General features: G+C 61.3%; 24 protein-coding genes. 5 read left to right on the top strand and 19 right to left on the bottom strand.

The genetic code is table 11. The annotated features are described in order from the left end of the window. Nucleotides 1-72: 72 nt before the first annotated feature. Nucleotides 73-792 (top strand): 16S rRNA (uracil(1498)-N(3))-methyltransferase, encoded by a 720-nt coding sequence (locus tag HFK74_RS03280; protein WP_008063449.1) that lies wholly within the window; start codon nt 73-75, stop codon nt 790-792. A 96-nt stretch (nt 793-888) separates the two neighbouring features. Here the strand turns inward: HFK74_RS03280 and HFK74_RS03275 are convergent, their stop codons facing one another. Continuing rightward, the gene (locus HFK74_RS03275) at nt 889-1,506 is read right to left on the bottom strand and encodes a hemolysin III family protein (RefSeq protein WP_180202321.1); all 618 of its coding nucleotides are present in this window, start codon (nt 1,504-1,506) and stop codon (nt 889-891) included. 99 nt (nt 1,507-1,605) lie between these two features. On the opposite strand from HFK74_RS03275, the gene HFK74_RS03270 reads away from it, so the two are divergent. Beyond that, nucleotides 1,606-2,526, top strand: a complete 921-nt coding sequence (locus HFK74_RS03270) for a LysR substrate-binding domain-containing protein (protein ID WP_180202320.1) — start codon at nt 1,606-1,608, stop codon at nt 2,524-2,526. Between the two features lie 97 nt (nt 2,527-2,623). Here HFK74_RS03270 and madM read toward each other — a convergent pair whose 3' ends face one another. From madM to HFK74_RS03210, 12 genes are all read right to left on the bottom strand, one after another. After that, complete coding sequence (gene madM / locus HFK74_RS03265; RefSeq protein ID WP_008063454.1) at nt 2,624-3,388, bottom strand: malonate transporter subunit MadM; 765 nt, start codon at nt 3,386-3,388, stop codon at nt 2,624-2,626. A gap of 1 nt (nt 3,389) precedes the next feature. Then, nucleotides 3,390-3,806, bottom strand: a complete 417-nt coding sequence (gene madL, locus HFK74_RS03260) for a malonate transporter subunit MadL (RefSeq protein ID WP_008063455.1) — start codon at nt 3,804-3,806, stop codon at nt 3,390-3,392. A 63-nt stretch (nt 3,807-3,869) separates the two neighbouring features. After that, nucleotides 3,870-4,781, bottom strand: coding sequence for a malonate decarboxylase subunit epsilon (gene mdcH, locus HFK74_RS03255; protein WP_180202319.1), 912 nt, complete (start codon nt 4,779-4,781; stop codon nt 3,870-3,872). Beyond that, nucleotides 4,778-5,398 carry a malonate decarboxylase holo-ACP synthase gene (locus tag HFK74_RS03250; protein ID WP_180202318.1) on the bottom strand — a complete coding sequence of 207 codons (621 nt, stop codon included), beginning with the start codon at nt 5,396-5,398 and terminating at the stop codon, nt 4,778-4,780. The genes mdcH and HFK74_RS03250 overlap by 4 nt, the downstream gene beginning before the upstream one ends. Continuing rightward, nucleotides 5,392-6,195: a biotin-independent malonate decarboxylase subunit gamma gene (mdcE, locus tag HFK74_RS03245; RefSeq protein ID WP_180202317.1), complete on the bottom strand. Its 804-nt coding sequence runs from the start codon at nt 6,193-6,195 to the stop codon at nt 5,392-5,394. The genes HFK74_RS03250 and mdcE overlap by 7 nt, the downstream gene beginning before the upstream one ends. Continuing rightward, nucleotides 6,192-7,043, bottom strand: coding sequence for a biotin-independent malonate decarboxylase subunit beta (locus HFK74_RS03240; protein ID WP_180202316.1), 852 nt, complete (start codon nt 7,041-7,043; stop codon nt 6,192-6,194). The genes mdcE and HFK74_RS03240 overlap by 4 nt, the downstream gene beginning before the upstream one ends. After that, the gene (locus HFK74_RS03235) at nt 7,036-7,335 is read right to left on the bottom strand and encodes a malonate decarboxylase subunit delta (RefSeq protein WP_020797395.1); all 300 of its coding nucleotides are present in this window, start codon (nt 7,333-7,335) and stop codon (nt 7,036-7,038) included. The genes HFK74_RS03240 and HFK74_RS03235 overlap by 8 nt, the downstream gene beginning before the upstream one ends. Continuing rightward, nucleotides 7,335-8,210, bottom strand: coding sequence for a triphosphoribosyl-dephospho-CoA synthase (locus HFK74_RS03230; protein ID WP_180202315.1), 876 nt, complete (start codon nt 8,208-8,210; stop codon nt 7,335-7,337). The genes HFK74_RS03235 and HFK74_RS03230 overlap by 1 nt, the downstream gene beginning before the upstream one ends. Further along, entirely contained in the window at nt 8,210-9,880 is a 1,671-nt protein-coding gene (gene mdcA, locus HFK74_RS03225) for a malonate decarboxylase subunit alpha (RefSeq protein ID WP_180202314.1), read from the bottom strand. Before mdcA ends, HFK74_RS03230 begins: the two co-directional genes overlap by 1 nt. A gap of 153 nt (nt 9,881-10,033) precedes the next feature. Further along, nucleotides 10,034-11,068 (bottom strand): RHS repeat-associated core domain-containing protein, encoded by a 1,035-nt coding sequence (locus HFK74_RS03220; RefSeq protein WP_180202479.1) that lies wholly within the window; start codon nt 11,066-11,068, stop codon nt 10,034-10,036. 252 nt (nt 11,069-11,320) lie between these two features. Then, nucleotides 11,321-11,746: a hypothetical protein gene (locus HFK74_RS03215; protein WP_180202313.1), complete on the bottom strand. Its 426-nt coding sequence runs from the start codon at nt 11,744-11,746 to the stop codon at nt 11,321-11,323. Continuing rightward, the gene (locus HFK74_RS03210; RefSeq protein WP_180202312.1) at nt 11,709-12,338 is read right to left on the bottom strand and encodes a transcriptional regulator; all 630 of its coding nucleotides are present in this window, start codon (nt 12,336-12,338) and stop codon (nt 11,709-11,711) included. The genes HFK74_RS03215 and HFK74_RS03210 overlap by 38 nt, the downstream gene beginning before the upstream one ends. A gap of 449 nt (nt 12,339-12,787) precedes the next feature. On the opposite strand from HFK74_RS03210, the gene HFK74_RS03205 reads away from it, so the two are divergent. Beyond that, nucleotides 12,788-13,156, top strand: a complete 369-nt coding sequence (locus tag HFK74_RS03205; protein WP_180202311.1) for a DUF6124 family protein — start codon at nt 12,788-12,790, stop codon at nt 13,154-13,156. Nucleotides 13,157-13,287: 131 nt separating this feature from the next. Here the strand turns inward: HFK74_RS03205 and HFK74_RS03200 are convergent, their stop codons facing one another. From HFK74_RS03200 to pilG, 6 genes are all read right to left on the bottom strand, one after another. Beyond that, nucleotides 13,288-13,755 carry a chemotaxis protein CheW gene (locus tag HFK74_RS03200; RefSeq protein WP_180202310.1) on the bottom strand — a complete coding sequence of 156 codons (468 nt, stop codon included), beginning with the start codon at nt 13,753-13,755 and terminating at the stop codon, nt 13,288-13,290. Further along, entirely contained in the window at nt 13,748-19,765 is a 6,018-nt protein-coding gene (locus tag HFK74_RS03195; RefSeq protein WP_180202309.1) for an Hpt domain-containing protein, read from the bottom strand. The genes HFK74_RS03200 and HFK74_RS03195 overlap by 8 nt, the downstream gene beginning before the upstream one ends. 49 nt (nt 19,766-19,814) lie before the next feature. Beyond that, nucleotides 19,815-21,848 (bottom strand): methyl-accepting chemotaxis protein, encoded by a 2,034-nt coding sequence (locus HFK74_RS03190; protein ID WP_257230248.1) that lies wholly within the window; start codon nt 21,846-21,848, stop codon nt 19,815-19,817. Between the two features lie 166 nt (nt 21,849-22,014). Continuing rightward, nucleotides 22,015-22,548, bottom strand: coding sequence for a chemotaxis protein CheW (locus tag HFK74_RS03185; RefSeq protein ID WP_180202307.1), 534 nt, complete (start codon nt 22,546-22,548; stop codon nt 22,015-22,017). 10 nt (nt 22,549-22,558) lie between these two features. Then, a complete protein-coding gene (pilH, locus tag HFK74_RS03180) occupies nt 22,559-22,924 on the bottom strand; it encodes a twitching motility response regulator PilH (RefSeq protein ID WP_007897961.1) in 366 nt (121 codons plus the stop codon). A 57-nt stretch (nt 22,925-22,981) separates the two neighbouring features. Then, a complete protein-coding gene (gene pilG, locus HFK74_RS03175) occupies nt 22,982-23,386 on the bottom strand; it encodes a twitching motility response regulator PilG (protein WP_008063477.1) in 405 nt (134 codons plus the stop codon). Between the two features lie 360 nt (nt 23,387-23,746). Here pilG and gshB point away from each other — a divergent pair, with 360 nt between their 5' ends. Further along, nucleotides 23,747-24,700: a glutathione synthase gene (gene gshB / locus HFK74_RS03170; protein ID WP_180202306.1), complete on the top strand. Its 954-nt coding sequence runs from the start codon at nt 23,747-23,749 to the stop codon at nt 24,698-24,700. A 64-nt stretch (nt 24,701-24,764) separates the two neighbouring features. Further along, complete coding sequence (locus HFK74_RS03165; RefSeq protein WP_180202305.1) at nt 24,765-25,664, top strand: energy transducer TonB; 900 nt, start codon at nt 24,765-24,767, stop codon at nt 25,662-25,664. Nucleotides 25,665-25,741 lie beyond the last annotated feature (77 nt).

Below are 25,741 nucleotides of genomic sequence, written 5' to 3'. Positions count from 1 at the left end.
TAGGAGCTGGCTTGCCAGCGATAAGGTCGGCACGACCTTCAGATGCTTCACACCCATTGTCAGAGACCCAGCATGAGACTGTCCCGCTTCTTTATCGACGCCCCCCTGAGCACCGGCGAGCACGAGTTGCCCGAAGCCCAGGCCCATTACATCGGTCGCGTGCTGCGCATGGCCGAGGGCGATGCGTTGCAACTGTTCGACGGTTCCGGCCATGAATTTCGCGGCACGCTGGTGGAAGTCGGGAAAAAACGCGTGGTGGTACAGATCAATGAACAGTTCGCCGGCCAGGTGGAATCGCCATTGCAGATCCACCTTGGCCAAGGCTTGTCCCGTGGCGAGCGCATGGACTGGGCGATCCAGAAAGCGACTGAATTGGGCGTCACGCAAATCACGCCAATCTTCAGTGAACGTTGCGAAGTGCGGCTAAAGGACGAGCGCGCCGACAAACGCCTGCTGCACTGGCGCCAGGTGGCGATCAGCGCCTGCGAGCAATGCGGACGCTCACGGGTGCCGGTGATCCATCCACCGGTGCTTTTGGCCGATTGGTTGAAGCAGACCGAGGCTGAACTGAAGCTGGTGTTGCATCCGGTGGCTGAGCCGTTGGTCAGCCATGCCAAGCCTGGGACGCTGGCGTTCCTGATTGGCCCGGAGGGTGGGTTGTCCGACGCCGAAGTCGAACAGGCCAAGGCCAACGGCTTTCATGCCGCCCGCCTCGGCCCGCGAGTATTGCGCACCGAAACCGCGCCGGTGGTGGCGTTGGCGGTGGCCCAACAGCTTTGGGGCGATTTCTAGGGAGTTATTACCTGTAGGAGCGTGGCTTGCCCGCGAAGGGCTCACCGCGGTGCATCAGAATCACCGCGGCGTGGTCTTCGCGGGCAAGCCTCGCTCCTACAGGACATAGAAGAAAATCGCGACAAAGTGCAGCAAACTCCCGGCGATCACGAACAAGTGCCAGACCCCGTGGGCATGGCGCAGGCGATGATCCAGGGCAAAAAAGATAATCCCCACGGTGTACAAAATCCCGCCTGACGCCAGCCACGCAAACCCGGCGCTGCCGAGCGCCGCCAGTAACGGCTTGACCGCCACCAACACAATCCAGCCCATCACCGCGTAGATCACGATCGACAGGATCCGCGCTTCCGACCTCGGCTTGATCTCCTGCAGTATGCCGATCAGCGCCAATCCCCAGACAATCCCGAACAAGGTCCAACCCCAAGGCCCGCGCAAAGTCACCAGACAGAACGGCGTGTAGCTGCCGGCGATCAACAGGTAGATAGAAAAGTGATCAACCTTCTGCATGATCGCTTTCTTGCGTCCGCGCACGCTGTGGTACACGGTCGATGCGCTGTACAGCACCAGCAAGGTAAAGGCATAGATCGCCATGCTGACAATCTTCCACGGACTGCCGTCGAGGCTGGCGAGCACGATCAGCCACACACCGCCGACAAACGCCGCCACCGCCCCGACCAGATGCGTCCAAGCGTTCAATCTTTCCCCGTGATACATCGCTTACCCACCTCGAAAATCGATAAAGCTCAATAGGGTGCGCTCCTACAGACACCCACATACGTGCACAATCGGGTTATTCCAAAAAGAGTCCACCCCATGTTGATCGATGAAGAGTTGACCCTGAAAAAACTCGAGGTGTTCCTGGCCTTCATGCGCACCGGCAACCTGGCCCGCGCTGCGGCCGAATTGCAGACCAGTAACGTTAGCGTACATCGGGCGATCCACTCCCTGGAAAGCGCACTGCGCTGCCCGTTGTTCAAGCACGAGGGGCGCAACCTCACGCCGCTGGAAAGCGCCTACGTGCTGGAAGAACGGGCGCAGAAACTGATTCAGGATGTCGTGGAAACCGTGCGCCTGACCCGCGAAGCCGCCGGTTTTTCTGCCGAGCGCTTCAAATTGGGCTCGCTGTATTCGCTGACGGTGAAGACCGTGCCGCAGTTGATCATGGGCCTGAAGATCCGCCGCACCGAGCTCAATATCGACCTGATCCTCGGCTCCAATTTCGACCTGCTGTACAAGCTCAAGAACATGGAGGTCGATGCGATCCTGGTGTCTCTGGACGACAGCATCAACGACCCGGACCTTGCGCATATCGAGCTGTTTTCCGACGACATCTTCCTGGCGACGCCGGCCGATTCGAAGTTTGCGCAAAGAAGCGAAGTCGACCTCGCCGAAGTCCGCGAAGAGACCTTCATCACCCTGACCCAGGGCTTTGCCACGCATCAGGACAGCAATCGGGTGTTCAGCCAGGCGGGGTTCGAGCCCAAGGTGGCGATGCAGGTCAACGACATCTTCACCCTGCTGAGCATGGTCAGCTCAGGCGTGGGTTATGCGTTGCTGCCGGGCAGGATTGCGGCGGTGTACGAGAATCGGGTGAAGCTGATTCCGTTGCAGGAGAAGTATCGGATGCAGCAGCACATTGGCGTGGTGTTTTTGAAGGCCAAGGAGCGCGATCCGAATCTGTTGGCGTTGTTGGCGGAGTGTCGGATGTACGCCAATCGCCACACCACCCACTGATCGTTCCCACGCTCTGCGTGGGAATGCCTCAAGGGACGCTCTGCGTTCCACGGAGCGTCCCGGGCTGCATTCCCACGCAGAGCGTGGGAACGATCAGTTAGCCGACAATCCCGCGAACAATGAAGTACAGCAACGAAGGCCCGAGCAGGCAGCCAAGCCCGGTATGGAAAGTCGCCGTCAGCGCCCCATAAGGCACCAACCGCCGATCCGTCGCCGCCAGCCCCGCCGTCACCCCGCTCACCGTGCCGGCCAACCCGCCAAACACCATCGCCGAACGCGGGTTATCCAAGCCCATCCAGCGCGCCGCCATCGGGGTGCCGACCATCACCAGGATTGCCTTGATCAACCCAGTGGCAATCGACAGCGCCATCACGTCCGAGGTCGCGCCAATCGCCGCACCGGTCACCGGCCCGACGATGTAGGTCACCGCACCCGCGCCAATCGTGGTCATGCTCACCGCATCGCGATAACCGAACACCCAGGCCATGCACGCACCGACAATGAACGGCAGCACCGTACCCAGCAGCAGCGCGATCACGCCGATCAAGCCGGCCTTGCGCGCTTCGGTGGCCTGCACTTCGAATGCCGTGGCGACGATGGCGAAGTCCCGCAGCATGGCGCCGCCCATCAGGCCGATGCCGGAGAACAGCGTCAGGTCCGCCAGGCCTTTTTGCCCGCCGGTCATGGTGCCGCCGACCCAGGCCAGCACCAGGCCGATGACGATGGCAATCGCCGAGCCATGGATGCGCCCGAAGGTCAGGCGCTTGGAGAGGATGACTGACACCCACATGATCACGCCAACGAAGGCGAATGCAGTGACCAGGCCGTTGTGTTCCAGGCCTTTCTCGATGAGATCCCACATATCAGCGACCTCCTACAGGTGTGCCGACGGGGGAGATTTCCGCCGGTTCATCGGGCAAGGGTTCGCCTTTGTGGGTCCGGCTGATCAAGGCAATGGTGCAGCCGCAGACCACCACCGAACCGATCGCCGCCAGCACCGCCACCGGACCGCCGTGCAATGCGGTCACCACGTTCTGTTGCGCGGCCATCGCCACGACCACCGGAATGTACATGGCACCCCAGAAGCCCACGCCCATCTCGCAATCCTTGGTCATGCCACCGCGTTTTTGCATCCAAAGCCGCGCGCAGATCAACAGGATCATTGCGATCCCGACCCCGCCGACGTTGGATTTGACGCCCAGCAAGACACCGAGCATGTCTCCCATGATCACCCCTGCCAGCGTACAGATCGCGAGCAGCGCCACACCGTAAATAATCATTGTTGTCGTCCTCAAAGTGCATCGTCGAATGTTGTTCTTGTTGTTCGAAGCCTCAGGGTTGCTCTAGGAGTGGCGACTTCCCTCCTCACGCAACAGCGCCTGCAGGGTATCGAGCCGGGCACCGTCGAAAGCAATCACGGTGCCCTGTTCGAACACCCGGCGCGCCAGCCCGGTCAGCACCGCACCGGGCGGCAGTTCGATCTGTAGACGTACGCCACGCTCGTAGGCGCTTTGTACCGTGCCGCGCCAATCCACCACGCGGCACATGTTGTAGGCCAGGTCGTCGCGCAAGGCGTCAACCTTGATCACCGGGCGCGCGCGGCTGCCGCTCAGGTAACCAATCTTTGGCGTTTGCAGTGTCACCTTGGCGAACGCTTCGGCCAGGGTTTGCGCCGGTACGTCCAGCAGTGGGCAGTGCGACGGCACACTCACGGCCAGACGCTTGGCCATCCCTGCCCCACGCGCCCTTGCCAGCTCGGCCAGTGCTTTCATCCCAGCGTCACTGCCGGCAACCACCACCTGGTTATCGGCGTTGATGTTGGCCAGGTAAACCGGCGTATCGACACTGTGAACCTGGGCCAGCAAGCCCTCCACCACAGCCAGCTCCAGGCCGATGATCGCGGTCATCCCGTAGCCCTGTGGATACGCTTGCTGCATCAACTCACCGCGCAGGCTGACCAGATGCAGCGCATCGCTGAAACCCAAGGCACCCGCTACTACCGCTGCCGAGTAGGCACCGATGGAAAGCCCTGCGACGTAATCCGCCGGCAATGACAACTGCCGTGCAGCCGCCACACCGGCGATCAGCAGGCAGAGCTGCACCGCCCTTGTCGATTGCAACGCCTGGGCAGAATCCAGCAACCGAACGTCTTCACCCAACAGGTCGCTGGCTTCGATCAGCGTTTCCCGAGGCAAACCCTGGAGCATGCCCGGCCGCTGCGCACCCTGGCCCGGAAACACCAGCAAGCTGCTCACGCTGCCTGCTCCTGCGGGTTCCATGGGTCGACGACCAAACAGGCTCCCGTTGCCTTCTTCAGCAGCACCCGAGGGGAAGACCCCGCCCATTCACGCAAGGCGACAGCGCCAAACGGGGTCTGCAATTGCATGTCCACCACACACGGCGCCGCATCGAGCAACGCCACCAGCTCCCGGGCCTGATCACGCGCCAGCGGTTGCGGCGTGCGCAGGATCAGATCCAGATCACTGGCCTCATGCAGGGCGGCAAAGCCGCTGGCCAACTCGAAACCGGCACTGCCGCTGACACCCCAGACCCAAGCGCAGGCATCGAGTGCGGGACGCAATTGAGCCAGGGCTTCAAGTGCCGGCAGGTCACGGTGAATATCGACGTGACAAAGCGCTTCCGGGCTGACACGACGGGTTACCGCCGCAATCGCCATCGACATCCCATAGCGCTGCTCACGCAAACGCCCACGCACGCCAACCGCCACCTGCCCTGCCGCCGATTCCGCACGACGCACCACCACCGGTTGCCCCGCGCCGATCGACTTGACCGCCCAGGCAGGCGCATCCACGGGCAACTGCCGAGGGGTCATGCCCCAGAGCAGGTCGTGCGCCAGAAACCGGCTCACCACTGCTCTCTCAGCAACTGGCGGACCTTGCTCGAGGCCGCCCGATTGGCCGCCCCGAGGCGAGCACTCAGATCCGTGCCCGTGTGCGCGACATCAGCAATCGCCTGGGCCAGGCACTCGGTTACCCGCGCCAGGTCTTCCGTGGTTGGCTGTTCGATCTGTTGTACCGACAAGGTTTCCCAGAGCAGGCCGAGGCTGGCATAGCTGTCGATGTCATAGGCCATCGGCGGCACGCTGGCGGCCAGGGTTTCCAGCTCCTCGACACTGCGCAAGGTCACCCGCGCCGCCGAAGCCTTGCCCATGGCGTGCACCATCACGCCCGGATCACGCAGGGCGATCAGCCGGTTGGCCTGATAGCCATGAGCAAGAAAGGCCCCGGACATGGCCTTGCCCACCAGCAGACCGATAACGGCATGACCTGCCAGGCGGGCGCGGGCATAACTGTCGGCGGCACCTGCCAGCGCCTGATGGATGCCGAGCGCTTCTTCGCGGCGACCGTAGGCCTGGCTAGGTACATCGACGATGGCGATCAGGGCGCGTTTTTGCGGCTTGTTCTGATCGGCGCTGATGACGTCGTCCACCGCCTTGGCCAGGCCCCAGCCTTCAAGCAACCCGACCTCACCCTTGCGGGCGCGGACGAAACGATTGTCGGGGTCGGCCACCACGGCGATAAACCGCGCGGGTTGTTCACCCAAGCATCCATCAGCCACTTTCAGCGAGGCCGGCAAACCGTCGACCGACCTGGCATCGCGGCTCAAGGCGTTGAACCAATTCAAGCCCCTCAGGGAATACGAACTCATGCGCGCTCTCCTTGATACAGGTCGCGAACCGTGGCCGGTTCAATTTGTGGTTCGGCATCCAGACGCGCCAGTCGTTGCAGAAACAGCTCGGCCTGGGCACTGCGATGCTGCGCGGGTAAACCTTGCTTGAGCAATTCGCCGACCTGCTGGCGAATCTGCGCCACGTCATCATCGGCGTAGCGATCTACCAGCCCCGTGGCAAAACGTTGCTCGCCGCCGGTCAGGCTCCAGATGAAGGGGCGATCCCGCGAGTCGTACTCCTCGAGCCCCGCCTCCTGTTCGATCACCTGCGGACCGTTCAGGCCCAGGCGAGCTTCCTGGGTCACCAGCAAGTAGCTGCACAAGCCGGCGGCAATCGACATGCCGCCGAAGCAACCGACACTGCCTGCGATGACGCCCACCACCGGTTGGTACTGCCGCAAATCGACAATCGCCGCATGGATATCGGCAATTGCCGCCAAGCCGAGGTTGGCTTCCTGCAAACGCACGCCGCCAGTTTCCAGCAGCAGTACAGCGCGGGTCGGGATGCCCTTGCGGTTGTCCTCGGCGGCCAGCTCCAGCGCGCCAGCAATTTTCGCCCCGCCGACTTCACCGAGACTGCCGCCCTGGAACGCACCTTCAATGGCAGCGATCACCACCGGTAAACCGGCGAGGCTGCCTTTGGCGATTACCACACCGTCGTCTGCCTGAGGCACTACGCCCTGGCGCGACAGCCACGGCGACATGATGCGTTGAAACGGATCGAGCAATTCGCGGAAGGTGCCGGCATCCAGCAAGGCTCTCGCCCTTTGCCGGGCACCGAGTTCAACGAAGCTGTGTTTGTTGAGAAGCGCTGCGCTGTCAGTCATGGCCGATCTCCTCGAAGCCCTGTTCCAGGCGTAGGCGAACTACGCCGGGGGTGGCGCCGAAATCGTGGATATCGATGTCCATGGCCGGCGGGACCTGACCGTCGAACATCCGTGCGAACAGGTGCTGCCAGCGTTGTTCGCTGCCATTGACCGAAGTCTGCACGGTGATGCTCAGCTTGCCGGGCTGACCTGGCTCGATCAGCACTTCCAGATCGCCCGAGCCGACACAACCCACCAGCGTGCGGCCGCGTGGCGGCTGCCCGGCGGGGAATTCAAAGGATAAGGTTTCCATCAAAAAGCTCCCTGGATGATGCCGTCGCCGGACTCGATGCGATCGATGAACAGGCAGGCTGCGAGCAGGTCGGCAGCGCCGCCGGGCGAGGCATTCAACGCGATTAATTGTTGGTCCAGCTCATGCAATCGGCGGCGACCGGCGAGGCTGGCGCTGCCGCCTGCGTCGAGTACCGCCTGGGCACCGAGTTGCATGGTGTGCAGGCCCTCTTCCCCGGCGCGGTACAGCACGCAGGTGTCGGCCAGGTTCGTCATGATCGCCAGCAGCGCATCGAGCCGGGCGTTCTGTTCGCCATGCCCGGCAGCGCGGCTGCGCTTGAGTTGCGGCAGTGCGCGTTGAGTCACCGCCGGGAAGCCGAGTTGCGCTTCCTCACGGGCACCGCGTGCGCCGTAGCGTTGAGCAACTTGCGCGCCGTGACTCAGTGGGCGCGGTGCATAACGGTCGTCGAGCAAGGCCAGGCGTGCCGCGCGCAAGGCGATGGAGCCGGCGGCGGTGGCTTGCGGCTCCAGCGCAACAGCAGCGACCAGCAGGCCCAGCGCCCAGATGGCCCCGCGATGGGTGTTGACGCCGTTGGTGGTGGCGAGCATCGCTTGCTCGCCCTCACGACCGATCAGGCCAATGGCCTCGCGCAGCGGCAAGCCGACCTCACCCATCTCGATAGCGGCTTCAGCCATTTCCTTGAACGCCGGCCACAGGGCCAGCGCCGAGGCGTGCATCAGCCCCAGGTGCAGATCGGTATGGGCGCCATTGCCGCGACGGTCAACCAGCGCCGGCTTCGGCGACAGATCCGCCTCGTCGATCAGCGCGTCCACCGCCAGGTCCGCCAGGCGTTCAGCCAGGCTCAGGGTTTTCGGTTGCAGGTTGAGTGCGTGCATTACCAGCTCCTGAACTTGGCGGGCGGGTTGTAGAGGCCACCGGACCACTCCACCAGATCGGCCACGCTTTTGGCGGCGAGCAATTCGCGAGTGGCGTCGGTACGGCGAATGCCGAGGTCTTCGGGCAAGGCGATCAAGCCTTCGCGGCGCATGCGCGCGGTGTCTTTCGGGTTGTGGCGCAGGCCAATGGCGGTCACGCCAGCGACGGCGGCGATCATTGCCTGGCGTTCTTCCAGAGAACGGGCCTTGTACAAATAGGCGATGCCTTCTTCGGTCAGCAGGTGGGTGACGTCGTCGCCGTAGATCATGATCGGCGCCAGTGGCATGCCGCTTTTCTTAGCCACGTCCACCGCGTCGAGGGTCTCGACGAAGGTCGGTTTGCCACCTTCCTGGAAAGTCTCGACCATTTGCACCACCAGTTTCTTGCCGCGTTCGAGCATCGGCTCGGCCGCGTCGGCGTGGCGCATGTCGAGCCAGGCCGGCGTGCCGTGGCGACGACCGCGGGGGTCGTGGCCCATGTTCGGCGCGCCACCGAAACCGGCCAGGCGACCGCGGGTCACGGTGGAAGAATGGCCGTCGCCATCGACTTGCAGGGTCGCGCCGATGAACAGGTCCACCGCGTATTGCCCGGCCAGTTGGCTGAACATCCGGTTGGAGCGCAGGGAGCCGTCTCGCCCGGTGAAGAACACGTCGGGCCGGGCGGCGATGTAGTTTTCCATACCCAGTTCGGTGCCGAAGCAATGCACGCTTTCGACCCAGCCGCTTTCAATCGCCGGGATCAGGGTCGGATGGGGATTGAGGGTCCAGTTGCGGCAGATCTTGCCCTTGAGGCCAAGGGATTCGCCGTAGGTCGGCAGGATCAGCTCGATGGCGGCCGTGTTGAAGCCAATGCCGTGGTTGAGCGACTGCACGTTGTGTTTTTCATAGATCCCGCGAATCGCCATCATCGCCATCAGCACATGCACCGGCTTGATGTGCCGGGGATCACGGGTGAACAGCGGTTCGATGTAGAACGGCTTGTCGGCCACCACCACGAAATCGACCCAAGAGGCAGGGATGTCGACACGTGGCAAATCAGTGACGTCGTCGACCAACTGGTTCACCTGAACGATGACGATGCCATCGCTGAAGGCGGCCGGTTCGATCAGCGCCGGCGTGTCTTCGGTACTGGGTCCGGTGTAGATGTTGCCGGCGCGGTCGGCCATGAAGCCGGCGCTGAGCACCACGTTGGGAATCAGGTCGACCACCAGTCGTGCATAGAGCTCGATGTAGGTGTGGATCGCGCCGATTTCCAGCAGGCCGTCTTCGAGCAACTGGCTGATGCGCAGGCTCTGGGTGCCGGCAAAGGAGAAGTCGAGCTTGCGCGCAATGCCGCGCTCGAACAGGTCCAGGTGCTCGGAACGACCGACGCTGGGCATGATCATGTGCAGGTCATGCAGCTTGCCGGGATCAGCCTTGGCCAGCGAGCGGGAAAGAAAATCCGCCTGCTTCTGGTTGTTGCCCTCCAGCACCACACGATCGCCCGGCAGGATCAACGCCTCCAGCGCCGCCACGATCTTGTCAGTGGGCAACACCACACCGTCAGCCAGGTCTCGCACCTGCGCAAGGCGCCGCTGCTTTTCGCTGCGCCGCCGCGTCCATCGCGAGTCGGGGGATATTGTTGTTGTCATGACCACTCCACGGGTTCGCTGTCGTGGGGGTCACAGTAGGAGGGTTGGGTGGGGGTATCAATCAAGCAGAGTGGTGGATTGTTACGGTTAGGGTAACGAATCTAATTTACCCAAAAATTCGACATAGCCCGAGATCCCTACTCCTACCAATATCTAGGAGCTATCGGAGTCGAAATCGTAGTTACCCCTAACCTCTCGCGCCCTCACTTTAAACATAAAAGGCGTCCTCATATTACGACTAAATCCATCCATCAACTCCGCATGCACACTTTCGATTTTATAAATATGCTTATTAAAGTCAGAAAAATTATTAGACCCATTGGCCACTAGCGAATATAGCTCGCTCAATACCGGGCGTTTATCATAGAAATTCTTGGTCGCTCTCTCAACAGACGGATGCTCTGACATACGCTGTCGCTTGGGTAGCTTTTCATAGCTTTGCTTCTGTAGATTCTTTATCTCACGGAAAATTTTTACGTCCGCTGGGGGGCGCGATGCGGTTGATATTTGTTCAAGTGGTGGGACCCATAAATAATCATCCGACACATAACTTAAAGCGTTGTCCGTTCCAGGAAAAAGTAGCGCTCCAGTTTCGCGCGCATGTTTAGCCTGGCTAGTCACTCGCTCGGAAGTCCATTGAAACCAAAGTTTAGGGTTAGGAACATTCCCCGTTGGATCGCTCATATTAATCGGATCACCCAAACAATAGGCATATGAATTCAACCCACCTTTACCAAACGGACTCAAACTATCCGGACTATTGAACCTCATCAAAACCGGATTAAACGCCCGATACCCATTACCCAACAAATAATGCCCGGTAATTGCATCCGACCGCTCACCATTAAAACCCAGCAAACTGGTCAAACCACTTTCTGGGCGACGATGGCCATAGGGTAAGTAAGCAATCGGAAACGAGCTCCCACCAACTGTGTGCATCACTGAACGCTGCTGATCAGTGGCCAACAAAGCCGTTACCAGTGTGTCGCCCAAACGTTTCTGTTGCGCCAATAACAGATCACCCTGCTGCACGATTGAACAGCGCACCAAGCCCTGGATCTCCGTGGCCAGTCGGCTTTTGCAGTAAAAGCGCTGAAGAGTGTCCTGTGTAGGCGCATTCAGGCCAATCAGACAATCCAGCGCATCATAGTGATAAGTGCAGAGTACTTCTTTGTTTTGGGAAGGCATTGGCAGGGCTCGTGCTGCTCCTTGCTGATGGCATTGAGCTTCGGCTCCTTTGCTGAAGGTGTCTACTAGTAAAACTGATAGGCAGGTGCTCGCCCCAGGCCAAGGTTCAGCAGAGGTTTGCGGTGGATTGAAGGCCGCCTTCGCGATCAAGCTCGCTCCTACAGTGATTCGGCGGCACTCACAAAACCTGCGGGAGTAAGCCTGCCCGCGAAGGACGTTAGACACGATTCCAAAGCGTTGACCCATGAATCATCACAACTCGCCCATCTGCTCCTGCACTCGAATCAAAAGCTGCGAAGTACTTTCCAGCAACTGCGCCAGCAATGCCTCATCTTCATCCATATAGCCTTCGTATTCCGCCAGATTTCGCCGTTCATGGCACAAGGCGAAAAGTCGGACCTGAAGCTTGTTCGCATCGGCGGTATGAACCAGACACTGGAAAACCAGGTAGCGCTTGTCGGAGCGGTATCCACTCAACCGCAGGGCGGCCAGTGCGATAGCGTGAGCCGCGTTGTAAGCCAGATCGAATCGACTTGCGAAGGAAAGTGAAAGGGTTTGCGCATCTTTCAGTCGAGCGATGGCCGAACGCATCAAGCCTTCGCACTCCTTGCGTTCCGACGGCTCGACCTTCAACCCACCGCTACGTACCAGATTCTCCAGGCTCTCGTTGCTGCCCATCCTTGGACTCCAAAGGGCTCTCACCCATCAGATTGATCTTGACCTGTTGCGCTACCCGCACGACGAAGCTGTTTTCAGCCTTTATTTTTGCGGCCCAGTCTTCGGGGGTGTAGAGCGTCGGGTTAATGGTGCGGCCCAGTTGCTCTTCCAGGGGCAAGAGCCGTTCCATCACTTCACTGTAGTGCAGCCCTTTACCAATCAGCATGAGATCAATGTCACTGGATGCGTTGGCTTGATCCTTGGCGATCGACCCATAGACAAACGCCCAATCGAGCTGATCGGCGAAGGGCTGCAAGGCGTCGCGCAAAGGCTGTGCGATACCGAAAGTTTTGCGGGTGATACCCATAAGCTCTGTATAGATCGGACAATCGGGATTGGCTTGATAGTGAGTCTGGTTGCCCTGTCGGGACATCGTCAGTACCCCCGCCCGTTGCAAGCGATCCAGTTCGCGCATGAGGCTGCCTTTGCCCACTTGAGCCCAGCGCGCGATCTCGTTGGCGTAAAAGCTTCGGTCGGGTTTGCCGAACACCAGGCCCAGCACTTTTTGCTGAGTGGTCGTGAACAAGGCTTCGCTGAGGGAGAGGTTTTGCACAGTGACAACCAAAGAGTCCCAAAAAGGGAACGATAGGTCCCTTTTTGGGAATCTTCAACCTTCGGACATCTTCGCCAGCCGATCGGATTTTGTGTTTAAACATTTGTCCGCAGAAACGGTGGAAGGCTACAACTCCTGACACCGCTGCCTACAGCAATGCCGGAACCCGCTGACTGGTGCGCTTTTGTGCTGGTCTTTATCGTTTGGGTGTCGCTGCAAATTCAGCGACCGGGCCTGGAATCCCGAGGTGATAACGAGGCAAAAACGCCTTTCATAACGTATGCTTGCGCACCTTTATTGGGTGCACTCCGTTATGGCGGCTGTGCGCGGGAGACCTTTGCGTCTGCCGGGATTTGTCCGTTTGCCCGGGTTCCAGCCCGCGTACAGCTGCCACCCCTTCGCCTGGTAACCGAATGGAGCAGCTGAAACTCATTAAGCGGAGATTCAGTATGTTCAAAGTAACTCCCAATCCCCGAGAAACCGATCCCGATTCCCAAGCTTCCTTCGAAGACGAGAAACTCAAAGAAGCAGCCGACCGCGCCCTCTCTCATTACTTCCCGCCCCCTCAAGAAAAACCGGCCAAGCGTCGAAAATTCCAGCTCTTCACCGTCTCTCCCGATGTCGGCACCGAAGCGCTTCTGGCCAACGCCTCTGAAGACCTGTTGTCCATCAGCGCCATTGCGGCCGATCTGGCGGACGATGTGGAAGGCTCACGCCGCTCGGTAGCCTTGGCGCTCAGCCGGATGGCAGATGGTGTGCATTTGTTGGTGGAGCGGGCGCTGGATCAGAACGAGACGTTGGCTCAGGCCAAGGTTTAGCAGTCAGGTTTCAGGTGTATTGAAGGCCGTCTTCGCGGGCAAGCCTCGCTCCTACAGGTTTTATGCCGTTCGCGAAAATTGCGTATGACACGAAGACCTGTAGGAGCGAGGCTTGCCCGCGAAGGGGACCTTCAGACGAGCGCGGCACTCACGAGCAGCTCTTCCAACGCCAACAAATCCGGCACCTTGGCCACTTGATCAGCCACCTGCACCGCCGCTTTCTCCAGCGAGCACAACGGCACATCCACATAGCTCAACTGACTGTCGAGCTTGTACGAGCGCGGAATCCCCTGGACCAGAATCGCGATGAATTTCAGCCCGGGCCGACCACCCAACGCATTGAGAATAACGATTCGCGCACGTTCGCCGATGACGATTTTCTGCCCGCAGGCCGACTCGAAGTTGAGCAACGGTATCTGCCGGTCGCGCCACGCTACCCGTCCCAGGTACCAGGGCGGTGAGTCCAGGTCGAAGGCCGCCGGTTGGTAGTCGATCAGCTCCGCCACCGCGACGTTAGGCAGGATCAGGTTGCGGTCGGCCAGGGGCAGCAGCAGGCCAGTGAGGTGGCTGTCGCGCGGCTCGTGGCGACGCTCATGCATGGGTCTTGCTCCATAGGGCGATGCTTTCGAGCAATACCGATTCCTGGTACGGCTTGCCAAGGTAGTCGTTGACGCCGATGGCCATGGCCCGGTCGCGGTGTTTCTGGCCGGTGCGTGAGGTGATCATGATGATCGGCAGGTGCCGCAGACGCTCATCCTTGCGTACCTGGGTCGCGACTTCGAAGCCGTCCATGCGCGGCATTTCGATGTCCAGCAGCATCAGGTCCGGGCTGTGCTCTTCCAGCAGCAGCATGGCGTCGACACCGTCCTTGGCGGTCAGCACGTTCATGCCGTGGCGTTCGAGCAAACGGCTGGTGACCTTGCGCACGGTGACCGAGTCGTCGACCACCATCACCAGCAAGGGCCGCTGCGGTTCGACCTCGACTTCGTGGCTCACCGGACGCTGCGGCGCCCGGGCCTGCATGGCGCGAACCGGCGCCAGCAAATCCAGAATCAGCACCACCCGGCCGTCCCCCAGAATCGTCGCCCCGGACACTCCTTGAACCGCCGCAAACTGCGGGCCGAGGCTCTTGACCACGATCTCACGCGTGCCCGCCATGGCATCGACCTGCACCGCAATGTGACGCTCGTTGCACTGCACCAGCAATACCGGCAGCGGCAGGCCCTGACCCAATAACCGTGGACGCGGGCTGGTTTTCAGCAGCTCACCCAGGTAACACAATTCATAGCGCTGCCCGGCGTATTCATAAGTCGGCGGATCAAGACGAAAATGCCCCTCGAGCTCGTTGGGCAATACGCGGACAATGCCATCGATGGTGTTCAGCGGAATCGCGTATTGGTCTTCCCCGCATTGCACCATCAGCGCCCGGTTGACCGACACAGTGAACGGCAGGCGAATGCGAAAATGCACGCCCTGCCCTGGCACGGAGTCGATGCTCATGGTGCCGCCCAGCTGTCGCACTTCTTCGTGCACCACGTCCATGCCGACACCGCGCCCGGAGATCTGGGTGATTTTTTCGGCCGTGGAAAACCCCGGTTGCAGGATGAATTGCAGCACGTCGTGGTCGCTGATGACGCTGTGAGGGTCGAGCAGGCCGCGCTTGATCGCCTTGCGCCGCACCGCCTCCAGTGGCACGCCGGCACCGTCGTCGCGAATATCGAAAATGATGTCGCCGCCTTCGCGCAACAGATCCAGGGTGATCCGCCCTTGCGCCGGCTTGCCCGCCGCCAGCCGTACAGGGGCGGCTTCCAGGCCGTGGTCGACGGCATTGCGCAGCATATGCTCCAGCGGCGCCGCCATGCGTTCGAGAACATTGCGATCCATTTCGCCTTCGGCGTTGCCGACAATGAACTCGACGTCCTTGCCCAGCTCACTGGCCACCTGGCGGACGATGCGCTTCAAGCGCGGCAGCATCCGCTCGAACGGCACCATGCGCGTGCGCATCAGGCCTTCCTGCAATTCGGTGTTGATGCGGCCTTGCTGTTGCAACAGGTTTTCCGCGTCCAGGTTGCGCCGGTCGAGGGTTTCCTTGAGGTCAAGCAAGTCGGAGGCGGATTCGAACAGGGCTCGCGACAGTTGTTGCAATTGCGAGTGGCGGTCCATTTCCAGCGGGTCGAACTCTTCGTAACCCAGGCGCTCGGCGTCGACTTGCTGGCGGCTGAGGATCCTACCCTGGGTTTCGGTGTCGAGCCGGCGCAACTGGTCGCGCATGCGCTCGATGGTGGTTTCCATCTCGTTGAGCGCCACCTGCGCGTCGTTGACCTGCTGCTCGATGCGACCGCGAAAGATCGAAGTTTCAGCGGCCAGGTTGACCAGGTCGTCGAGCAGTTCCGCCGAGACCTTGACCATGTCCGCCCCGGCATCGGGTTGCAGCAGCGGCGTCTCGGCTTTCGCCGTAACAGGCACGGTGAGCGGTACCTGGGAATCAGGCTGCACCGGGTGACTGAAGTTCTGGATGGCATCGATCAGACGATCGGCCGGCGGCAATGGCTCACCGGCGCGCGCCGCGTCGAGCATCTGGGCCAGCCGGTCATGGCTGCGCTGCAGCAGTTCGAACAACGCCGCCGTAGGTTGCAGCACGCCGGTGGATAAACCTTCGTAGAGAAATTCCAGCTCATGGGCCAAATCGCCAATCGGCGCGATTTCCACCATGCGTGCACCGCCCTTAAGGGTGTGCAGGTCGCGCAGCAGGGTTTCCATTTCCTGACGGCTCGACGGCTCGGCCTGCCAGCGCAGCAGCGCCGCGCCGGAGCTTTCGATGATGTCGAAACCTTCCTCAAGGAAGATATCCAGCAACTCGCCGTCATGGTGGGCCGAGTCGTTGCTGGTCGCTGCTTCGATCACCTCGGCGTTACCCGCGTGGCCTTGCCTGAACGCGCGAATCGCTTCAATCAGTTCCCCCGGATCACCCAGGGCTTGCTGATCTTGCAGTTGCTCAAGCAACTGCGCCAGGCGGTCATGGCTCTGTTGCAGCAACTGCACCAGCACTTCACCGTGGCTGTAACGGCGGTCCGCCAGGCCCTCATAGAGGCTTTCAAGTTCCTGGGCCAGGTCGCCGACCGGCTCGACCTCGGCCATCCGCGCGCCACCCTTGAGGGTGTGCAGATCACGCTGCAAGGACGACAGCAGCGCGGGGTTCTGCGGGTCACTGACCCAGCGTTGCAGCGAATGGTTGGCGCTGTCGAGGATATCTTCAGCTTCTTCGAGGAAGATCGAAACGATGTCGTCGTCCAGCTCGACTGCGCGATCCTTTGTAGGAGCCGGCTTGCCGGCGAAGGACTCAAAGGCACCGCGTTTATCCAATGAAAGCGCGTCATCGTTGACGTCCATCGCGAGCAGGCTCGCTCCTACAGGGGGGAGCGTGCGCTCAAGTTCGGCGGTGGCGTCGCCCAGCTCGCGGATGCTCAAGGTGCGACTGCCATCACTGCGGATCAGGCCCATGGCCGAAGGGTCCAGGCTCTGGTCGAGCAAGCCGTGCAAGGCCCGAACCCGCTCCGGGCGCGGGCTGACTTCCTGGCCGGCCGCCAGCTCGTCGAGCATGTTGATCAGCGCTTCGTGGGCACTTTGTGCCTCATGGAAAAACGCCTCGCTGACCGCCAGGCTGCTCTCTTCCACCGCACCGTAGAGGTCGAGCAAGGCTTCGCAAAGCTCATCCACCGGGTGCAGGTCCGCCAGGTGCGCGCCTTCGCCGAGGGTGGTCAATTCATCCAGCAGTGCACTGAGTTCCTGGCGCTCGCCTGGGTGCTGCTGCCAACGCCGCAACAGGCTTTCGGCATCCAGCAGGATGTCCATGCCCTGGGCCAGGAAGTTGGTGATCAGCTGCGGGTCGCGCTTGACCCTCAGGCCGCTGCTGGGCGAGCTCAAGTGGCTTTGCAGGCGCTCGGCGAGCAGCGCCCTGGCACGTTCGATCAAGGCCCGGGAACCGGGGATTTCGGCCAGCGGGTCGGTCTTGAGCTGGCGCAAGCCAAGACGGAACAAGCCTTCGGCCTCCAGCAGCACTTCGACTTCGTCCAGGTCGAGCGCGATCAGGTGGGCCTTGTACTCCCGGGCCAGCTGATCCAGCGGCGTCGCCAGTTCGGCAATCGGCATCACCCCCGCCATCGACGCACTGCCCTTGAGCGTGTGCAAGGCGCGCTGCAGCTCATCGCTGGCCTGCAGCGGCAAATGTTCGGCGGCCTGGTCGAGAAAGCGGTTGAGGCTGCCCAAATGGGTTTCGGCTTCCTTGCGGAAGATTTCCAGCAACAGCGGGTCGAGGGCCGCGACGTCCTGGGTGTCCTCGTCCTCTGCCGGGGTCTCGCCCTTGGCCAGGGCATGGGCGCGCGCCGCCAACTGGTCGACATCATTGCGCTGCCGCTGGGCATCGACGGCGTATTCGGCCACCAGTTCCGGCAGCAGATCGAGCACATCGCCGAGCAGCTGCTGCACCTGAGCGCCAGGCTCCACGCTGTGTTCCAGTACGCGGTTGAGCAGGTTTTCCAGGGCCCAGGCCAGTTCGCCGAGCACCAGGGCGCGCACCATCCGGCCGCTGCCCTTGAGGGTGTGGAAGGCGCGGCGCAGTTCACTCAGGGCCAAGCGGTTGGCGGGATCCGTCGACCATCGCGGCAAATACTCGCGAATGACCTCCAGCACTTCATCGGCTTCCTCGAGGAACACTTCGCGCAATTCCTCGTCCACCGGCTCTTCGCCTGAAGGCGGCGGCAGCAGGCTATCCGGGGTGTCGAGCGCGGGTGGGTTCAGCGCCGAGACCGGGTTGGCCAGCACATCGGCCAGGGCCTGGGCGACGGCCGGGGCATCCCGTTCCTGCTGTTGCCGCAGGGCCTGTGCTTCGCCGGGGCTCAAGACATCCGCAAGTACTGGTACCTGTCGTTCGCTGGGGAAAAACCCGAGTGCCGCCAGGCTTCTTTGCGCCACGTCGAGCAGGTGTTCACCGGGCGCTTCGGGGTCGTCGCTGAGGCGCTCAAGGTAATACTCGATGCTGGTGATGACGTCGGCCAGGCTGTCCAGCGCCTGCCAGCCGGGCTGATCCGGATCGAGCAGCAGGTGCTCGCGGATGAAGTGATTGCAGGTTTCGATCAGGCCCGCCGCCCGGCTCAACGGAATCATCGCCAGCGCACCGCGCACCTGGGTCAGCAAGGCCGGCAATGCCTGCAGGTGCTGTCGGTCCCAGTCGGCATCGATGTAGTCGACGATCATGTCCTTGGCCTGCTGCAGGCAGATACGCGCTTCCTTGATGACGATCTGGTGGATCTGCGTCAGGTCGGTGGTGGGCAGGCGACTGTCTTCCTGGCTTTCAGGCTCCACGGTGCCGACCATACCGGCCAGCGTCGCTTCGACGTAAAGCAAGGCTCCGGCCACGTCCATGAGGATCGCGTCGTCGGGTGCGCGCTGGCCTTGGGCCAGGCTCAGCACCACCGCCAGCTGATCGATGATGACCTTGCGTGGCTGGCCAAAACCCAGCACCGCCAGGGTGTCGGCGATTTGCCGCAGGGGCGCCAGCAGGCTGTCGAGGTCCGAGGTGTGTTGCCGGTCGCTGCGCACGAACAGGTCCAGGCGCTCCTTGACCCGCACCAGCTCTTCGCACAATGCCGCCAGTACCGAGCGCATGGCGTCACGGTCAGGACCGGCCAGCCTTGCGCGTTCTTCGTCGACCATCGCGCTGTCAGGCAATGCATCGTCCAGTGCGTAGCGATCTTTCATGGTCAGCATCTGCCCGGTGGGATGTTCGGCCTTGGCAATATAGAACAGCAAACTCTTGAGCAGCTCGGGCGGCGGCGGCTGATTGATGCCCAGCATGCCCTGTTCGAGCAGACGTTTAAGCTCCTTGTCGGCCTCCTTGAACAAGCTGCGCAAGGCCGGGCTGTTGGCGATGACGCCGGCGCGCATGCCTTCGACCAGCGCCGAGGCGACTTGCCACAGTGGGCTCAGGGGCGCTGTACCGGACAAGCCTTCCAGGCGCGTAAAGACCTTGGCCAGGTACTCCAGGTGAGTGTCGTCGTCCAGTTCACGCAGCAAACCGACCAGGGCCATCTGCAACATCTGCCGCAACTTGCGCAGCACATTCGGCAGTTCGGCCGGCTCCAGCAGCACCAGCGACGCTTCATCCAGGGGAGCCAGGCCTGGCAACTGCGGGCTGAACAGGCTGGTTTCCGACAACAGGCTTTCGCCTCGGGCACTGCGCAGGTCGTTGATCAGCGGCAACACCACCAGAGGCAAATCGCGGCGGGCGCCTTGTACACGATCAAGGTAGATCGGCAACTGCCCCAGCGCTTGCAGCATCAGGTGCAACGCCTCGTCGCGATGATTGACGCGATTGTGTTGCAAGGCGGTGACCAGATGCTCCATTTCTTCGGCGAGCAAGGCCGCGCCGTAGAACTCGACCATCTGCAGGCTGCCGTGAACCTGATGGATGCACGCCAGGCATTCGCTCAGGGCGTGCGTCGCCTGCGGGTCATCAAGCTGGGTTTCGATCGCGTGATGAGCCTGCTTCAGCGTTTCGGCAATTTCGCCTTTGACCCATTCAAGGGCCACATAGTCGTGCCGATCACCCATAACCACTCCAATCCCCACTTCAATCAAGATAGCCGTGCCCGGGGGCGGTTCAAGCTTTGTCCGCGACCGGCGCCTGGGTGGCCGGCAAGGTGAAACCGGACACCGAACGCCGCAACTGACTGGCCATTTTCGCCAGGTTGCCGATGCTTTCGGCGGTGGCGGTAGAGCCGGACGAGGTCTGCGAGGTGATCTGCTGGATCACGTTCATCGTCAGGGAAATCTGACCGGCAGACGACGTCTGTTGTTGCGCCGCGTTGGAAATGCTCTGGATCAGCGCCGCCAGGGTCTTGGATACCCCTTCGATTTCTTCCAGGGCCACACCGGCATCCTGCGCCAGACGCGCGCCGCGCACCACTTCGGTGGTGGTTTGTTCCATGGAAATGACCGCTTCGTTGGTGTCGGCCTGGATCGCCCGCACCAGGGTCTCGATCTGCCGCGTCGCGGCCGAAGAGCGCTCCGCCAGGCGCTGCACCTCGTCGGCGACCACCGCGAAACCGCGCCCGGCATCACCGGCCATGGACGCCTGAATCGCCGCGTTGAGGGCGAGGATGTTGGTCTGGTCGGCAATATCATCGATCAAGCTGACAATGTCGCCAATTTCCTGGGAAGACTCGCCAAGGCGCTTGATCCGCTTGGCGGTGTCCTGAATCTGTTCGCGGATGTTGTCCATGCCATGGATGGTGTTGTGCACCACCTCATTGCCCTTGTTGGCGATCTCCACCGAACGCTCGGCCACCGCCGAGGATTCTGCGGCGTTGGCCGACACCTGATCGATGGACTCAGCCATGTCGTTGATCGCGGTGGAGGCTTCGGAAATCTGCTGGGCCTGATGCTCCGAGGCCTGCGCCAGGTGCATCGCGGTGGCCTGGGTTTCCTGCACGGCGGCAGCGACCTGGCCGGCCGTCAGGTTGATCGTTGCCACCAGGTCGCGCAGTTGGTCCACGGAATAGTTGATCGAATCGGCAATGGTCCCGGTGAAGTCTTCAGTCACCGTGGCCGTCACGGTCAGGTCGCCGTCGGCCAGGTCTTCGATTTCGTCGAGCAGGCGCATGATCGCGTTCTGGTTGCGCTCGTTCTTTTCGGCGGTTTCGCGCAACTGGCGATTGGTTTCGCGCACCATCACCAGGCCGATGAGGATGATCGACATCAACGCCCCCAGGCCCAGGACATAACCGCCGATGGTGTCGGTGTCACGTCCCCCGGCGAGGTTTTCGAAGCCGCTGGCCAGGTGGGAAGCTTCGTCGAGCAGGGTTTGTGACAGGCTGAAGATATTGGTGGCCGACTCACGGACCTTGAACAGCTCCGGGGAGGTTTCGAGGATTTCGTCCACGGAGCCTGAGACGAACTCGAACAGCTCGGAAATCTCGATCAGCCGCGCGCGCGCGTCGCGGTCCTCGACCTGGCTGACCCGCAGCGCCGCGTTGCCCTGGAGCATGCCGTTGAGCACCTGGCCGAAACGCGCCGCATCACGGCCGAACGCATCGGCGGCCTGCTGCGAGTTCTCGTCGCCGGACAGCACGGTATTGACCGCACCTAAAATACGCTCGGCCAGCAGTGATTGGCGCTGGGCCATCGCCACCTGCGCAGCCGGGGCGCCGCGTTGCAGCAGGGTTTCCACCACTTTTTCGTATTCGACCTGTAACTGCGGCACGGTTTCGGCCAGGGTCGCGGCGACCTGATGCAGCGACAACACCGTCTGTTCGCTGGACAAAATAGTATCGGTGTTTTTCAGCAGGCGTTCCCAGTCCAGCTGTACCGCGCGCATTTCCGGGCGCACGCTGGCGGGTGCCGGTGGCAGGCCGGTGGCGGGGTCGCCTTTCTTCAGATAGCTCCAGCGCCGGGCAAAATCGTTGCGCGCATCGCTGAGCAACTTGAACGCAGCAGCCTTGCCGGCAGCGGCTTCGGTGGCATTCTTGGCAATGCGCTGGGACAGCACGCGCAGCTCACCGGCGTGGCCGATGTACTGTTTGTCGTAAGTGGCCTGGGTGTTGAGGTACGCGAAGTTGGCGAACAACAACATGATGAAGATGATCAGTGCGATGAACAGCGCGATGATCTGCGATCGACTGCGCGACGCTTCCATTGGCTTGCCTGATTTTGCTTTTGTCATCGGTCTTCGCCTGTCCTGCCCAATTCACTCAATGCCCCTGCCCTTGTAGGAGCGAGGCTTGCCCGCGAAGCAGGCGCTGCGGTTTTACAGGAATACCGCGTCATCGTTCTTCGCGGGCAAGCCTCGCTCCTACAAGGGGTTACGCGGCTACGTTCATGAACCCTTGCGACCGCGCCAGTGCAAACAGGCTGAACACCTGCCAGCCCTGCTCGCGCTGAAACCGGCCGGTGATGAACGGTGCGATCGGGCCGCCCAGGGTGTCTATCGGCTGCAGACTGTCCCGGGCAAAGTGCTGCAAACCAACGACCTCATCGACCAACAACCCGGCAAACACGTCTTCATGCTCCACCACCAACACCCGTCGCTGCTTGCGTGCTGCCGAGACTTCCAGGCCAAAAAAGCCGCCCAAATCAATGACCGGCAACAAGCGCCCGCGCAGATTGGCCACGCCCTTGACCCAGGACTTGACCCCCGGCACCAGGGTAAAACGCGGCTCATGCAGCACCTCACCGACTTCGCCCATGGGCGCGACGTACCAGTGTTCGCCCAGGCGAAAACCGATGCCGCTCCAGCTGTCCTGGCGGGCCGGCTGGGACGGCAAATCCGCCGCCAGCAAGCGACAGCGCCGGTCGATCTGCAGCAGCAGTTCGAAGGCGGTCAGTGATTGGCTCATGGTCCTGCGATCAACCGGCCAGCACGTTGTTCAGGGTCTTGATCAGGGTGTCTTCGTCGACCGGCTTGGTCAGGTAGTCCTTGGCCCCTTGGCGCGTGCCCCAGACCTTGTCGGTTTCCTGATCCTTGGTGGTGATGATGATCACCGGGATGTGCCCGGTTTCCGGGTCTTTGGTCAATTGGCGGGTCGCCTGGAAACCGTTGAGCCCGGGCATGACGATGTCCATCAGCACCGCGTCGGGTTTTTCCTGGCGGGCCAGGGCCACGCCGTCTGCGCCGTTTTCGGCTTTCAATACTTCATGACCGTGCTTTTCCAGCATGCCGGTCAGTTTGTACATTTCAGTCGGCGAATCGTCGACGATCAGGATACGTGCCATGGTCTTCCCCATTCTTGTCGGCGCAGGGCCCAATGGCCGAGCGTCACTGTAGGTGTCTTACTGCGGCAAAACAGCGGCAAAGCCCGGAACATGGGCCTGGATCGCGTTCAGCAGTTCTTCCTTGCTGAAAGGCTTGGTCAGGAACTGGTCGGAGCCGACGATGCGCCCCTTGGCCTTGTCGAACAGCCCGTCCTTGGACGACAGCATAATCACTGGCGTGGACTTGAATGCACTGTTGTTCTTGATCAATGCGCAGGTCTGATAGCCATCCAGACGCGGCATCATGATGTCGACAAAGATGATACCGGGGTGGTGATCGGCGATCTTGGCCAGGGCATCGAACCCGTCGATGGCCGTGATGACCTCACAACCCACGTTCTTGAGCAGTGTTTCGGCGGTGCGGCGAATCGTCTTCGAATCGTCGATCACCATGACCTTCAAGGCGCTGGGTTGCTTTTCCATAGGTGCTCTACCGTCGCCTTTACGAATCTATTTGTCCATCTGCAGGGCATCGAGGGCTCGAAACCCTTGATGCTCAAGGGCCGGCACAACATGGCAGCCTTTTTAGCACAGTCTCCAAATCCAATCTATCGGCCGGCCCTGGCAGTGGTTTTTCCTTGACCGGGAACACACTCAGCGCCACTCTGACGCCACTTTTATACGGTCCTTTGGATTGATCTTTTGTGGGAGCGAGCCTGCTCGCGATGGTCGTCAACGATGACGCGAATCAGCAGGATGAGCGCGGTGTCCTGAAGTCCATCGCGAGCAGGCTCGCTCCTACAGGGATTTACATAGGCCTCACCCACTTCTGAGGAAACACCCATGAGCGTTCGTGTCGGGATTGTCATGGATCCTATCGCCAGCATCTCCTATAAAAAGGATAGCTCGCTGGCCATGCTGCTGGCCGCACAGAAACGCGGCTGGGAACTGTTCTACATGGAGCAGCGCGACCTGTACCAGGCCGAAGGTCAGGCACGGGCGCGGATGCGTCCGCTGAAAGTGTTCGCCAACCCGGAAAAATGGTTCGAGCTGGAAGCCGAGCAGGACAACCTGCTGAGCGACCTGGACGTGATCCTGATGCGCAAGGATCCACCCTTCGACATGGAGTTCGTCTATTCCACCTATTTGCTGGAACAAGCCGAAAGCGCCGGCGTGCTGGTGGTCAACAAGCCGCAGAGCCTGCGCGACTGCAATGAAAAACTGTTCGCCACGCTGTTCCCGCAGTGCACGCCGCCGACCATCGTCAGCCGTCGCCCTGACGTATTGCGCGAATTCGCCGACCATCATGGCGACGTGATCCTCAAGCCGCTGGATGGCATGGGCGGGTCCTCGATCTTCCGTCACACCGCCGGCCACCCGAACCTGTCGGTGATCCTCGAAACCCTGACCCTGCACGGCCAGCAACAAATCATGATCCAGGGCTACCTGCCGGCCATCGTCGATGGTGACAAGCGCATCCTGATGATCGACGGCGAGCCGGTAGACTATTGCCTGGCGCGCATTCCCGCGGCCGGTGAAACCCGTGGCAACCTCGCCGCCGGTGGCCGCGGCGAAGCCCGTCCATTGACCGACAAGGATCGCTGGATCGCGGCGCAAGTCGGCCCGACCCTGCGCGAGAAAGGCCTGTTGTTCGTTGGCCTCGATGTGATCGGCGAGCACCTGACAGAAATCAACGTCACCAGCCCGACCTGCATCCGCGAAATCGATAACGCCTTCGGCACCGATATCGGCGGTATGCTGATGGATGCCATCGATCAGAAGCTAAAGGCCCGTTGAAAAGCCAAACCAACATTGCGTTATCATGCGCGGCCTGTGAAAACGTGATGTTGGTTTCCTTGTCATGACCCTCCCGTCCGATCTGCCCCCCGAACTCGCCCACCACGGCGTGCGCCCGGCCGATCGCCTCGGATTTACCCTGTTTCTGGCGGCGTTGGTGCACCTGGCCTTATTGCTGGGTGTCGGCTTCACGATGGTCGAGCCCAAACAGATCAGTAAAACCCTGGAAATCACCCTCGCCACTTTCAAAAGCGAAAAGAAGCCGGAGAAGGCCGATTTCCTCGCCCAGGAAAATCAGCAAGGCAGCGGCACCCTGGACAAGAAGGCCGTCCCCAAGACCACCGAAATCGCGCCGTTCCAGGACAACAAGGTTCAGAAAGTCACGCCACCGCCAGCGGCCAAGCCTGAAGTACAGGAAGCAGCGCCCAAGGCTGCCGTGACCACCGTTGCGCCGAAGCCGAAAAAAGCCGCGGCGAAAACCGAAGAGCCCAAGCCCGTCACCAAGCCTGCGGTGGCGGCACCGACCTTCGACAGCGAACAACTGTCCAGCGACATCGCCAGCCTCGAAGCCGAACTGGCCCAGGAACAACAGTTGTACGCCAAGCGCCCGCGCATCCACCGCTTGAGCGCCGCCTCGACCATGCGCGACAAGGGCGCCTGGTATAAGGATGAATGGCGTAAAAAAGTCGAGCGCATCGGCAACCTCAATTACCCCGACGAGGCCCGGCGCAAGCAGATTTACGGCAACTTGCGCCTGATGGTCTCGATCAACCGCGACGGCTCGCTGTATGAGGTACTGGTACTGGAGTCCTCCGGGCAACCGCTGCTGGATCAGGCGGCCCAGCGCATCGTGCGCCTGGCGGCGCCGTTTGCCCCCTTTACCGGGGACCTGTCGGACATCGATCGACTGGAAATCATCCGCACGTGGAAATTTGCCCGCGGCGATCGCCTCTCAAGCAACTGACCACCCCAAATCCCCCTGTAGGAGTGAGCCTGCTCGCGATAGCGGCCTGTCTGACACATCAATTTTGAATGTGCCGC

This window comes from Pseudomonas sp. SbOxS1, from assembly GCF_013416725.1.
Taxonomy (GTDB): domain Bacteria; phylum Pseudomonadota; class Gammaproteobacteria; order Pseudomonadales; family Pseudomonadaceae; genus Aquipseudomonas.
Note: the sequence above shows the minus strand (reverse complement) of the source record. Positions and strands in the feature narration are given on the sequence as shown.